The following is a 13,434-nucleotide window of genomic DNA, read 5'->3' on the forward strand; positions in this document are numbered from 1 at the left end:
ATTACGAATTACGATAAGCATGAACGCGTATATCAAACATATAAACCGGTTTCTGACAGTGACAGGATGCAGTGTGGCGGGTATTTTACTGCAACAGCAGGCATATGCCCAGGAGGGACTGAAACAGGAAACCATCGATATCATCTCCAACTACAGACCTAAGCTGCGGGATGCGGCGAAACTGAACCTGACGGCTTCCCTGCCAGGTTTTGATACTACCCGTCCCAAATTACAGTACCAGGTACCTGCGCTGAATCTATACTTTATGTACCAGCCAGTGCCCCTGAAACCACTTGCCCTTGGTAAAGATTCTCTGAATAAACTACAGAACAACTTTATAAAGGCAGGCTTTGGCAACTATAGTACCCCACTGATCCAGGCAGGCTTTGGCAGCGGCAGGAATGATAAATATAACTTCGGACTGTACGGCAGTTATACATCTTCCAAAGGAGATATCAAAAATCAGGATTATAGTGCATTGAATATCCTGGCATCCGGTACTTACTTCACTCCCATCCTGGAAGTGAATGGCGCTATCGGATTCGATCGTAACCAGATCCATTATTATGGTTATGACCACATCCTGTACGACTACAGTAAATCCGACGTGAAACAGGCTTTTAGCCAGTTTACTGCGCAGGTAGGCGTTAAAAACAGGCCGCTGAATGACTGGGCATTCAAGTTTGAACCATCTGCCAAATTCATTTATTTCAGCGACTCCTACAAACGTAAAGAACCTACCGTACTGCTGAAAGTGCCTGTGAGCAAACAATTGTTCGAAGACATTTACATTCGTGCAGAGGGTGTATTTGATTTGTCCTCTTTCAAACAGGACGACCTGCCACAGGTGAATAACAATGTAGTGGCCATCCATCCTGCATTCGAAATCATCAAACCACGGTTTGTATTACATGCAGGCGTAAACCCTACCTGGACCAACAGTAAATTCTACCTGCTGCCGGATATCGTGAACGAGTCACATATCATCTATAAAAAACTGATTCTGAGCAGTGGCTGGACTTCATATATTCAGAAAAATAGTTTCCGGAATCTGGCTAATCAGAACCCGTTCCTGGGTAGCTATGGCCCTGGCATCCTCAATACCCGCATAGAAGAAAAATATACTGGTATCAAAGGAACACTGGGCAGTCACTTCACCTACAACACCAAATTTGCCGCTGTTACATATTACAATCTGCCGCTGTTCGTGAATGACAGCCTGGATGGTAAAACTTTTTATACAAAAAACGAAGAAGAGCTGAGAGCATTTAACCTGCATGCAGAAGTAGGTTACATACAGGAAGAGAAGTTCCAGCTGCGCTTTAGCCTTGACTGGTTCAATTACAACAAACAGAAAACGGAAGTAAAACCCTGGGGACTGGTGCCTTTCCGGACAGATGCCTTTGCGCAATACACTATTGCCCAAAAGCTGCATCTGAATGCTAACCTGTTTTTCCTGGGTAGCAGCTATTACCAGATGGTGAATAAAGATTTTGCCAAAAACAAAAGTGCATGGGATATGAATGCCGGTGCAAACTATGATATAGGCAAGAATTTCAACCTGTGGATAAATGCAAATAATCTCTTTAATTCGCATTATCAACGCTGGAATGGGTATCAGACTTATGGCCTAAATGTTGTAGGAGGTGTGATGATTAAATTTTAAAGTTGTAAAATTGCGCTGAAAATGGCTAATTGGGTTATATTAGATTACCCAATTAGCCATTTATATGTTTGAGTCATTTCATAATAGGAATATTTACAATACTTGGTGCTACAGCAATACATACAGGAAGTTTTATATAGACAGCATACGTGCAGTCTCCCCAAAATAGGGACGTTTACAGTTCAGCATACGCCCGCGCGTTATGATGTAACCAACAATACCATTGAGGCTCCCGGAGAAAAGATCATTTTTGAGGAGACCTGGGCAGATGATGGGAGATGCGCTGAATGGATAGCGCATAAGGAACATCTTATGCTATCTATTGCGCGGCTGAAAATGGACAAATACATTGAGGAATTCAAAGCAACCCTGCAAACCGGCAGGCCAATGCTGATACCTGGAGTGGGGCAATTACAGGCCAATACTATCGGGATTATTTCCTTTACACCCGAAGCGCAGCCCCTGACATGGGATACGCTGCATGTGAAACCTGTGATCCGGCCAGATGCCAGTCATAAGATCACTGTGGGCGATAAAGAGGTAGTTGGGCAGCAGGTAACAAATCATTTAACCGCTTCGCCAGATCATACCTCTCCTATGCAGGATGTGCAGGATATTCAGGATTATCCGGCCTTCCCTGAAACTCCCTCCAGTTTTCGCTGGTGGTGGATAGGAGCTCCTCTAGGTGCCATCCTGTTTGCAGCACTTATCTGGTGGCTGGCCGAGCAACAGGATAAAAATGCCAGTCAGACTGCAGCGGAGGCTGCTGCTGTAGATACAATGGCTATTCAGAAAGATGTTCAGCAAGCGGATACCCTTCCCCGGGCATCCGTAGTACCGGCAGGAGAAGATACAATAGACTACTATGCAGTGATTGAAACATTCCATGACCGCAAAAAGGCAGATGACAAGTATGCCAAACGCAAGGACTTATGGAAACAGAACGTACAACTGCTCTATACTACAGGAGATTCTACAGTTTTTAAAATTGCAGCACCTCTTCGCAGTATCCGGGCAGATACAACAAGATTAAAAGACTCTGTGGCAAAGGAGTATAAAGGAAAAGTAGTTTTACAATATTAGGGTCCTTACAACTTTAAATTTTCCGGCAGCCTGTTTTATCTGTAATATGATCAAACAGGCTGCTGCTTTTTGATCATATCTGCCAATCAGATCTCTTTCGCAACGATATCCAGTCCTTCTTCGAAGCTATGGGGTTTATAGCCTAAATCTTTTACAGCCTTGTCTATCACAAAACCTGTTTTTGCGGGGCGTTTGGCTGGCTGCGCGAATGTTTTTGCGTCTACCTGTTCCAGCATTTGTGGGTTAAGTTTGAAATATCCGGCAGTCTGTACGGCCATTTCGTAAGGCGTGAGGGTTTCGCTTCCGGAAATATGATAAATACCTGTGGCTTTCTTATCAGCTACCAGCTTACAACCTTCTGCAAGGTCCTGTACAAGGGTGGGAGTACGCCACTGATCTATTACTACTTTTAGTTTCTTACCCTGTTCCAGGTTATTCTTTACCCAGGTGATAATATTACTGCGTTTAGGATCTGCTGCTATACCATATACCAGTACGGTACGTACAATTGCCCAGGATAGTTTGCTATTCCTTACCAGGCGCTCTGCTGCAACTTTGCTGGCACCATAATAACTGATAGGATTCACAGCATCCTCTTCCGAATAAGGACCTCCCAGACCATCAAATACAAAGTCGGTAGACAGGAATACAAAGAATGTTTTGGGATACTTTTCCGCTGCCTGCAAGAGGTAACGTGTAGCACTTACATTGATGTCCCAGCATGCATCTTTGTTACGTTCACAATCATCTACCTGCGTCATTGCAGCCGCATGGATCAATACGTCCGGCTGATGCTTTTCAAGCAAATGATTTACACTGGTCGCATCACGCAGGTTCGTTGCTTCATATGTGTATCCTTCCTGAGCGGGCAGGCGGTTAGGGCCTCTTCCTGTTGCGACGACTGTATACCGGCTGTCTTGCAAAAAGACCGGAATCAGATGTTGGCCCAGTAATCCATTACTTCCTGTTATTAATACCTTCATAACAGTAAATTACTGATTTTATCAATCACAATAAAAAAGTTGGTAGTCCACGGGAGTAATAATAGAGTAGTTGGGAGTTTTGTAGTCTGTACGTTTAAACAGATGCACACTAAAATTATATGTTATTGCAAAGTAATGAGAACTCAATATGGGAATTACTTAAACGACTACATGTCTCCAAATAGAAAAAGGGTGCACCAAATTATTGATGCACCCTTCTTACTTTAAAGCCTCCGGATCTTTCGGAGCCCGATTATTTTACAGTCATCCCCAGATTAAACATGGTAAATGCCCAGATATCCGTAGCCTCTTCTATCAGCTTGGAAGTAGGCTTCCCTGCACCATGCCCTGCCTGCGTATCTATACGTATAAGCGTTGGGTTGGGACCGGCATTCGCTTCCTGTAAGGTAGCCGCAAACTTAAAGGAGTGTGCAGGTACCACGCGATCATCATGATCGGCAGTAGTGACAAGGGTGGCAGGATAACGCGTACCATGTTTAAGATTATGCAGCGGAGAATACTTCAGCAGGTATTTAAACTGCTCGGGTTTCTCGCTACTGCCGTATTCAGTTACCCAGGCCCAACCGATAGTAAATAACTGGAAGCGTAACATATCCATTACTCCCACTGCCGGCAGTGCTACTTTGAACAAATCCGGACGCTGGGTCATGCAGGCACCTACCAGCAGTCCGCCGTTGGAACCTCCACGGATAGCAATTCTGCTTGGCTCAGTATATTTCTCTTTTATCAGAAATTCTGCAGCACTGGTAAAGTCGTCAAATACATTCTGTTTATGTTCCATCATCCCAGCTTTATGCCATGCTTCTCCATATTCACTTCCACCACGCAGACATACTACTGCAAAGATCCCTCCCTGTTCCATAAAGAACAGGTTAGATACGTTGAACCCGGGTGTTTGCGGAATATTGAATCCACCGTAACCATATAACAATACAGGGTTATCTCCATTTTTCACCATTCCTTTTTTATAAGACAGGAATATGGGAACACGTGTTCCATCTTTACTATTAAAGAATACCTGTTTAGTCTCGTAATCTTCCGGGTTAAATTTCACTTCTGGTTTGCTGTACAGGCTAGACTTGCCTGTAGCAAGATCATATTTATATACCATTCCGGGAGATACATAAGATGTAAAGCTGTAAAACAGCTCTTTGTCTTTTTTCTCTGCGCCAAAGCCGGCAGCGGTGCCTATACCAGGCAGAACTATTTCCCGTTCCTGTTTTCCGTTATAGCTGTATTGATAGATCCTGGTAGAGGCATCTTTCAGATAATTGGGGAATAACCAGCCTCCGGCAGTGCCTACACTCTGGAGTACTTCTTTCTTTTCCGGGATAATCACTTTCCAGTTTTCCTTTTCAGGATGTTTGGGATCTACCAGTACCACTTTATAATCAGGTGCATCCTGGTTGGTGAGAACCAGCAATTTATCTCCGTCGTTATCGATCACAGAAGGTTCGTAATCAAAGCCTTTTACCAGCAGACGAAAATCCGTTTGTGCCGGATCTTTCATATCCCGGTACCACAATTCCGAACCGGAAGTACCTTCTGACAGGTGTAGGATCAGGAAGCGTTCGTCTTCGGTAACTCCCAGGCCGGCGTTACGCAGCGGGTGTTCTTTATCCTGGTGGATCAGTTCATCCTGTTCCTGCTGGGTACCAATCTTATGGTAATATACTTTATGGTATTCGTTCTTTTTAGAGAGCTTGCTGGATTCGTCGGGCTGGTCGTAGCGGCTATAATAGAACCCATCACCACGCCAGGAGAGGCCGCTGAACTTGATCCAGTTCAGGGAATCGGAGAGCATTCCTTTTGTTTCCACGTCCATGATGAATGCCTGTTGCCAATCGGAACCGGCCTTTGCCAGCAGGTAGGCTACATATTTTCCATTTTTTGAAAAGGCAACGGAGCCAAGGGCTACGGTACCGTTCGCCGACAGCTTATTGGGATCAATGAATACCTCTGGAGGGGCATCCAGTGTTTGCTGGCGGTATAATACGGCCTGGTTCTGGAGGCCATCATTCTTATAGAAATAATACCAGTTTCCCTTTTTGAAGGGCGCACCTACCTTGGGATAATTCCACAGTACCTCCAGGCGTTTTTTAATAGCCTCACGAAAGGGTATCTTTGCAAGGTACGACTGTGTAACTGTGTTCTCTTCTTTTACCCAGGCTTTAGTGTCAGCACTGTTATCATCTTCCAGCCAGCGATAAGGGTCTGCTATGGAAGTACCATGATAATTGTCCGTAACATCCGTTTTACGGGTTTGTGGGTAGCTGATGCCTGATCGTTGAGCCATTACTGTTCCGGTTGTCATAAAAGTCAAAATAGTAAAGAAGGATATGATTTTTGTTTTTCTTGCTGTATTTAAATTATACATATGTGTATTTTTTAAAAAAAGTTGTGTGTTGGTTAACTAAAATTGAAATTTTTACTTAATTCATCAGAATACTATTAGAAACAAAAGGCAAAATGTTATTTTTGTGCGCCCGTTTGGTATTTTTTAGCAATTTATGCATAAGCAGCGTGATTCTCAGGAAAAAACCTGTTGATGTGTAAAAAAGGAAGCCGTGAGTTGGAGAATGCGTTTATGACACGTTCGGGGGATATCAGGGTATAAAAGTGAACAAATCAACGTAAGGGGATTCCCTGAATCCATAGATAAAAACGTAGAGAGGGAAATAAACATAACTATGAAAAAAGTTAATAACATTGCAGTCCTAACTTCAGGCGGGGATGCGCCGGGCATGAATGCTGCTGTTCGTGCCGTTGTAAGGACGGGAATTTACCATCAGCTAAATGTGTATGGTGTTATGTATGGTTACAGGGGAATGCTGAAGAACGAGATTTTTCCCTTGGAGTCCAAATCTGTAGCCAACATTATCCAGCGAGGAGGCACCATTCTCAAAACCGCCCGTTGCAAAGAGTTCTACGAGTACGAGGGACGAAAAAAAGCTTACGAAAATCTTAAGAAACACAACATTGACGGCCTGGTAGTAATTGGCGGGGATGGTTCCTTTAACGGAGCCTACAAGCTGAGCCAGGAATTCGATATTCCCTGTATAGGCTTACCCGGTACCATCGACAAAGACATTGCCGGTACCGATTTTACTATTGGTTTTGATACTGCCGTGAACACTGCTGTAGATGCAATCGATAAGATCCGCGATACAGCTGATGCACATGACCGTTTATTTATAATAGAAGTGATGGGGCGTGATGCTGGTTACATCGCCCTGCACAGCGGTATTTCTACCGGTGCGGAACATATCATGACACCGGAGCACCTGATTGACGTACAGGATATCATTGAAGATCTGCAGGCAAATGAACGCCGCCGTAAAATGGTGAATATCATTGTAGTAGCAGAAGGTTCAACTACTGGTGGTGCTGAAGAAGTGGCCCGTCAGATTAAGGAACAATGCCTTCAGCTGGATACCCGTGTAACTATCCTGGGGCATATTCAGCGTGGAGGTTCTCCTACCTGCCAGGATAGAATCCTGGCCAGCCGCATGGGTTATGCTGCCGTAGAAGCATTGCTGGAAGGCACTTCCAATGTAATGGTGGGTATTGTAAATAACAAAATACAGTACACTCCGCTGGAACAGGCTATTAAAGCAAAAGAACACATTGATCCTGAATGGTTAAAGATTGTTAAAATACTTGCGAGTTAAAAAATAGAGCTATGAGTACAAACGATTTATCGAAATACGTAAACAAACAGATGGACCATACGGCTTCCAAAGCACATTCCCAGCACAAAACCAAGATCGTAGCAACAGTTGGACCTGCATGCGATACCTATGAAGGATTACTGGCACTTGTAAAGGCCGGCGTTAATGTATTCCGTCTGAATTTTTCACATGGCTCTCACGAGGATAAGCTGCGTATCATTAAGCTGATCCGCCAGATCAACGCCACAGAACCTTATAACGTAGCCATCCTGGCCGACTTACAGGGACCTAAACTGCGTGTTGGTGAAATTGAAAACAATGCTTTACCACTGGTTCCTGGTCAGATCCTGACTTTTGTGAACGAGAAAGTGGTAGGTAATGCAACTAAAATATACGTTTCTTATCCAGACCTTCACAAGGATATCAAACCTGGTCAGAAAATCCTGCTGGATGACGGTAAGATCGAAACCATCGTAAAAGAAGTAACTGCAGCCGGCGAAATCAAAGCTGAAGTTTCTTTCCCGGGTGTACTCTCTTCCAAGAAAGGATTCAACCTGCCAGATACCAACGTATCACTGCCTGCACTGACAGAAAAAGATGTTGTTGACCTGGAATTCATCATCGATAACGAATGTGACTGGGTTGCCCTCTCCTTTGTTAGACACGTAGACGACCTGATGCTGCTTCGCAAACGTTTGAAAGAGCGTAATTCGAAGATGAAGATCATCTCGAAGATCGAAAAACCAGAAGCTATCAAAAACCTGAAAGAAATTATCTGGGAAAGTGATGGCGTTATGATTGCACGTGGTGACCTGGGTGTTGAACTGCCGGTTGAGCAGATTCCAATGATCCAGAAAGATATCATCCGCAAATGTATTCACCGCGCGAAACCGGTAATCGTTGCTACCCAGATGATGGAAAGCATGATTGATCGTACCCGTCCTAACCGTAGCGAAATCACTGACGTAGCGAACGCTGTTCTGGAAGGTGCTGATGCAGTAATGCTGAGTGGAGAAACCGCTACCGGACAATTCCCTGAGCTGGTAATCCAGACTATGAAGAAAATCATTGACGAAGTTGAAAAAGAGGATATCGTTTATAACCGTAACCTGATTCCTCACCGTCACTCTCCTACCTTCCTGAGCGATGCACTGTGTTATAATGCCTGTAAAATGGCGGAAGACCTGGATGCTGATGCACTGATAGGTATGACGCAAAGCGGTTATACCGGCTTTATGCTGAGCAGCTACCGTCCACGCTCTCCGCTGTATGTATTCACTAAAGAAAGGTCACTGGTTAATCAGCTGAGCCTTAGCTGGGGTGTACGCGCTTTCTATTACGGTGAAGAAGAAAGTCTTGATGATATTATCTCAGATCAGATCAATATCCTGAAAGAAAGAGGATTCTTGAAAGTAGATGATGTAGTGGTTAATACAGGTAGTACTCCTGTTAAAGAACACCTGCCTACTAATACTATTAAGATTACTAAAGTGATTGAGTAAGTCTTTATAATATTTTATTTTGTAAAACCCGGCTCAAAAAAGCCGGGTTTTCTTATGAATTGTTATAAAGAAAATGCTCCTGACAGAGTTGCTTAATGAAAGTCTCGTCAGGAGCATTTTTATTTGCAGAATGTATTTGTTTATCAGAAGTTCATCACTACTCTTGTAAAGAGCCTGATACCATTGAAGCCCATCTGAACGGGATCCCAGGCACCACCTGCTTCTCCGTCAAATGCAGAGAGTTTGGCTCCGGGCACATAACCAAGATCAGGATGTACATTGAAAATATTATCGGCTCCCACAAACCAGGTAAGATGTTTGCAGAATTTATAACTGGCATAAACATCAGTAACCATCTTTCCTTTGTACTTAAACAACTCTGGTACCAGCGTACCATCAGCATCCAGTCCTACCTGCGGATTGATACCAGTACCGGCAAGATCTCCGGAGTAACCATAACCCAACAGTTCTATCTTACCGAAATAAGTGAGATGAGTACCTACGCTTAGTTTATTTACCCCGTATTCCAGGTTAACACCCAGCTTTACCGGAGGTGCGGATGCAAGTACAAATTTCTCTTCACGGTCACTGAAAAACTCTTTCCTGTGCAGGTAACTATCATTCAGGGCATCAGGTACATTTATTTCATCAATACTCATGTGCTGAATATTGCTGGTAAATAATCCCCTGAAATGTTTGTTATCCCAACGCTTATTGTAATCTATCACAAGATCCAATCCAGTGTTGGTTGTATTAACAGCATTGGCAAAGAACTGTGCATTATCAATGTGCAGATCATTCAGAGCGTTATAGAATGCCGGCGCCAGTGTAGTATCACCTGCGTTGAATTGTCCGGATAATACGATTCTGTCTTTCACCTTCACCAGATAACCGTCAATGGTAATCGTTAATTCACTCAGTGGTTTCCACGAGAAGCCAAGGCTTGCATTGACAGATTTTTCCTGTTTCAGATCCGGGATTCCCGCAGCTTTTGTAATAGGACTATAATTAGGAGCTATTTTCACTTCTGATATGGTACCACCCTGTACATTCGTATACTGTGAACTATAATTGATCTGTTGCAGTGATGGAGCACGGAAGCCTGTACTGATAGATCCCCTGATGTTAAAGCCCGGTGCCAGCTTATAACGGGAAGCCAGTTTGTAATTGCTTGTGAAGCCAAAGTCACTATAGTTTTCTGCCCTTATAGCTGCCCCAATTAACCATTTTTTAGTCACATCCAGTTCTGCATCTACAAAACCACCAATATTAGAACGGTTTGCACTCACAACATCACTGGGCCTGTATCCGGGGAAACCCTGGGCGCCAGTAGCTTTAATGAAAGCGGGATCGTAATTGGTGTATGAAGCCTCATCTCCGGCGTAAATCTTATAATTTTCGTAACGGTATTCCGCACCGAATGCCAGGTTCAATCCTGCAGCAACTGTAGGGATCTCTTTGGAAAAGGTCAGGTTAGCAGTATTCTGCAAAAAGGAGAAACCACCATCATCAAAATGAGTAGGAGTACTGGCCCCCAGTGAAGCATTGAATGTTTTATCGCCATAGAAGTGGAAGTTGTTCCTGCCGAGTGTATTACTCAGATCCCAGTTCCAGTTATTCCCCAATTCTCCTTTTATGCCTACAGCAGCAGATACATCACTGATATGCGTTTGAATATGCGGATCATATACGGTATCAGCTAATCCACCACCAGGTGTTGTTACTGAATACATAATATCCGGATGGAAAATCACATTACCGTTCGCATCTGTAGGAAAGCGGTCAGCGTGGCCACTGGAAAGCGGATTATATCCATGTAAGGTTCTGGTGTAAGCATAGGCATCGGACGACTTATAATTGTACCCGCCGAAAGCATAAAAAGTGGTTTTGCCATTTGCAAAAGGAACTTCCAGGTTAATCATTCCACCACCGGTAGTTTTAGATGCATCGCCGTTAGACCTTCTCACTACATTGACAGGGAGACCATCTTTATGGGTAAGATTAGTATCCAGCGCCTGCCTGTAGGTTTTACCCTGCACCATGAAATTACCGGAGAAATTAATGAACCCACCTTGTTTGCCCAGCGGTAAGCCATAGCTGATCCCGAATGTACCGGCATTACCATCTATAGGATTACTGCTTTTATACTGGTTCTGATCCCGGCCAAAATAAGTATTGTACTTATGATCATAATAACCGGCATAACCAACATTCATATAGAGGTGATTAATATCTTTTTTCAGGATGATATTGATTACACCCGCAATAGCATCGGAACCATATTGTGCAGAAGCACCATCACGCAGTATTTCCACACGATCGATAGATGCTTCGGGAATGGCATTCAGGTCGGTACCGGAATTACCACGGCCACGGGTACCATACACTGCCACAAAAGCGGTCTGATGGCGTCTTTTACCATTTACGAGTACCAGCGTCTGATCTGGACCAAGGCCTCTTAGTGTGGCCAGGTCTATCTGATCGGCACCATCACTTCCGCTTTGTTTATTGTAGTTGAAAGATGGAGCGGCCATATTCAGCACAGCGGTAAGATCCATTTTTGCTGTGGGTAATGATGACTGAGCAAGACTGATAATATCTACTGGTACAGGCGTTTCCGTTTTAGCTCTACCACCTCCACGTGTACCAACCAGTACTACCTGGTTTAGTTCAGATACTGTAGATACAAGTTGAATATCTATAACCGTACGGCCATTTACAGGCTGCGATTGTGCAATAAAACCGATAGCACTTATTTCGAGTACATCATCACTTTTAGCATCAATAGAATAGGCACCTTCCTTACCTGAAAGTGTGCCAGTATTGGTTAATTTAACCCGGACAGTAATACCTTCCAGAGGAACACCCGTTGTTGCATCAGTAATCTTACCTGTGATTTTTTGTTTCTGTGCATACGAAACGGAAAAGCAGAACAACAGCAGTACTGCTAATAGATTTAGACTTTTCGTTGACATATAAAGTTTGTTTGGGTTATGTCTAAATATAAACATTTTCCAGATATTGTACATAGACAACAACAACAACAGAGCTTGAATTGTTTTCTAAAAATGGATTATAGGCAGATGCCTTACATTTACATTTTATGGTACGGCATAGCTATTGCCGGTAAATATTAAACCCGTTATATGAGTACTTTCAAAAGTATTAACCCATACACGCAGGAAACCATTGCAGAATATGCAGCACATACTGAAGCTGAAATAGAACAACGTCTTGCATGGGGATATCAGGCCTTCCGCCAGTCAAGAAATGCCCCCTTACAGGAACGTTGCAACCGAATGATAAAACTTGCAGCTTTATTAAAAGTGCAGGCGGATGAACATGCAGCTATCATTACCCGGGAGATGGGAAAGACATTGAGAGAGGCAAAGGCAGAAGTACTGAAATGTGCCGATTCTGCGGAATATTATGCACAACATATTACAGAGATGCTACAATTTAAAGCAGTGCTTTCCGATGCGCAGCAAAGTTATGTAGCCTACGAACCCAAGGGTATTGTGCTGGCAATTATGCCCTGGAATTTCCCTTACTGGCAGGTGTTTCGTTTTGCCATTCCAAATATCCTGGCGGGTAATACCGGCCTGCTCAAACATGCCAGCAATGTAAGCGGTTGTGCACTGGCTATAGAAAAGCTTTTCCTGGAAGCTGGTTTTCCGGAAGGTACTTTCCAGGCGGTGCTGGTCAATTCCAAAAATATAGAACCGCTGATAGCTGATACCCGCATACAGGGAGTAACACTTACAGGCAGCACAATTGCCGGTATGAGTGTGGCACAACTGGCAGGTAAATACATTAAAAAGACAGTACTGGAACTTGGTGGAAGTGATCCTTTCATTGTGTTAAAGGATGCTAACATAGAAGAGGCCGCAAAGATTGCGGTGAAAGCACGCATGCAAAATGCAGGACAATCCTGTATTGCTGCCAAACGCTGGATAGTAGAAAAATCAATACTTGATAATTTCACAGACAGGGTTAGTCAGCTGCTGGGACAAGTAAAACAGGGAGATCCTTTCCATCCTGATACAAATATGGGACCTATGGCAAGACCGGATCTTGCTGCCGAACTGGCATTACAAATGCGCAAAACAGTTGCCCAGGGGGCTTCCCTGGCTCTGGGAGGCAAACAGGATAATGCCAACTTCGCTCCCACCCTACTCACGGGAGTAACTGCCGGTATGACGGCCTTTGATGAAGAAACTTTCGGTCCGCTGGCTGTGATTATTACGGCCAACGATGAACAGCATGCCATCCAGCTGGCCAACCAGACACCTTTTGGCCTTGGCTCAGCCCTGTGGACCACAGACCTGGAAAAAGCGAAAAAACTGGCTTCGCAGATCGAAAGTGGCAATGTATTTATTAATGCCATGGTGCGTTCCGACGCCCGGCTGCCTTTTGGAGGTGTGAAACAATCCGGTTATGGCAGGGAGTTATCCATAGAAGGCACACATGAATTTTTGAATGTTAAAACGGTTTATATAGCTTAGCAG

8 protein-coding genes are annotated in these 13,434 nt (G+C 43.9%); 5 read left to right on the forward strand and 3 right to left on the reverse strand.

Features of this window, described 5'->3' with window-relative positions; all coding sequences use genetic code 11:
• The first annotated feature begins 19 nt into the window (after positions 1 to 19).
• Positions 20 to 1,666 (forward strand): autotransporter outer membrane beta-barrel domain-containing protein, encoded by a 1,647-nt coding sequence (locus BM176_RS17545; protein ID WP_090105403.1) that lies wholly within the window; start codon positions 20 to 22, stop codon positions 1,664 to 1,666.
• Between the two features lie 105 nt (positions 1,667 to 1,771).
• A complete protein-coding gene (locus BM176_RS17550; protein ID WP_143097845.1) occupies positions 1,772 to 2,749 on the forward strand; it encodes an HU domain-containing protein in 978 nt (325 codons plus the stop codon).
• Between the two features lie 86 nt (positions 2,750 to 2,835).
• On the opposite strand, the gene BM176_RS17555 is transcribed toward BM176_RS17550, so the two are convergent.
• Both BM176_RS17555 and BM176_RS17560 read right to left on the reverse strand, forming a co-directional pair.
• Positions 2,836 to 3,732, reverse strand: coding sequence for an SDR family oxidoreductase (locus BM176_RS17555; protein WP_090105407.1), 897 nt, complete (start codon positions 3,730 to 3,732; stop codon positions 2,836 to 2,838).
• 253 nt (positions 3,733 to 3,985) lie between these two features.
• The gene (locus tag BM176_RS17560) at positions 3,986 to 6,067 is read right to left on the reverse strand and encodes a prolyl oligopeptidase family serine peptidase (protein ID WP_255373538.1); all 2,082 of its coding nucleotides are present in this window, start codon (positions 6,065 to 6,067) and stop codon (positions 3,986 to 3,988) included.
• 376 nt (positions 6,068 to 6,443) lie between these two features.
• Here BM176_RS17560 and pfkA point away from each other — a divergent pair, with 376 nt between their 5' ends.
• Together pfkA and pyk are read left to right on the forward strand one after the other, a co-directional pair.
• Positions 6,444 to 7,424, forward strand: a complete 981-nt coding sequence (gene pfkA, locus BM176_RS17565; protein WP_090105409.1) for a 6-phosphofructokinase — start codon at positions 6,444 to 6,446, stop codon at positions 7,422 to 7,424.
• An 11-nt stretch (positions 7,425 to 7,435) separates the two neighbouring features.
• Entirely contained in the window at positions 7,436 to 8,926 is a 1,491-nt protein-coding gene (pyk, locus tag BM176_RS17570; RefSeq protein WP_177230439.1) for a pyruvate kinase, read from the forward strand.
• A 143-nt stretch (positions 8,927 to 9,069) separates the two neighbouring features.
• On the opposite strand, the gene BM176_RS17575 is transcribed toward pyk, so the two are convergent.
• The gene (locus BM176_RS17575; protein WP_177230440.1) at positions 9,070 to 11,901 is read right to left on the reverse strand and encodes a TonB-dependent receptor; all 2,832 of its coding nucleotides are present in this window, start codon (positions 11,899 to 11,901) and stop codon (positions 9,070 to 9,072) included.
• A 171-nt stretch (positions 11,902 to 12,072) separates the two neighbouring features.
• Between BM176_RS17575 and BM176_RS17580 the strand changes: the two genes are divergently transcribed.
• Entirely contained in the window at positions 12,073 to 13,431 is a 1,359-nt protein-coding gene (locus BM176_RS17580) for an NAD-dependent succinate-semialdehyde dehydrogenase (protein WP_090105415.1), read from the forward strand.
• Positions 13,432 to 13,434: the final 3 nt, after the last annotated feature.

This window comes from Chitinophaga sp. CF118, from assembly GCF_900112615.1.
GTDB lineage: Bacteria > Bacteroidota > Bacteroidia > Chitinophagales > Chitinophagaceae > Chitinophaga.

Coding starts and splice junctions, on each gene's coding strand:
- pyk (WP_177230439.1), top strand. CDS start 7,436: ATGAGTACAAACGATTTATCGAAATACGTAAACAAACAGATGGACCAT.
- BM176_RS17580 (WP_090105415.1), top strand. CDS start 12,073: ATGAGTACTTTCAAAAGTATTAACCCATACACGCAGGAAACCATTGCA.
- pfkA (WP_090105409.1), top strand. CDS start 6,444: ATGAAAAAAGTTAATAACATTGCAGTCCTAACTTCAGGCGGGGATGCG.
- BM176_RS17575 (WP_177230440.1), bottom strand. CDS start 11,901: ATGTCAACGAAAAGTCTAAATCTATTAGCAGTACTGCTGTTGTTCTGC.
- BM176_RS17545 (WP_090105403.1), top strand. CDS start 20: ATGAACGCGTATATCAAACATATAAACCGGTTTCTGACAGTGACAGGA.
- BM176_RS17555 (WP_090105407.1), bottom strand. CDS start 3,732: ATGAAGGTATTAATAACAGGAAGTAATGGATTACTGGGCCAACATCTG.
- BM176_RS17560 (WP_255373538.1), bottom strand. CDS start 6,067: ATGACAACCGGAACAGTAATGGCTCAACGATCAGGCATCAGCTACCCA.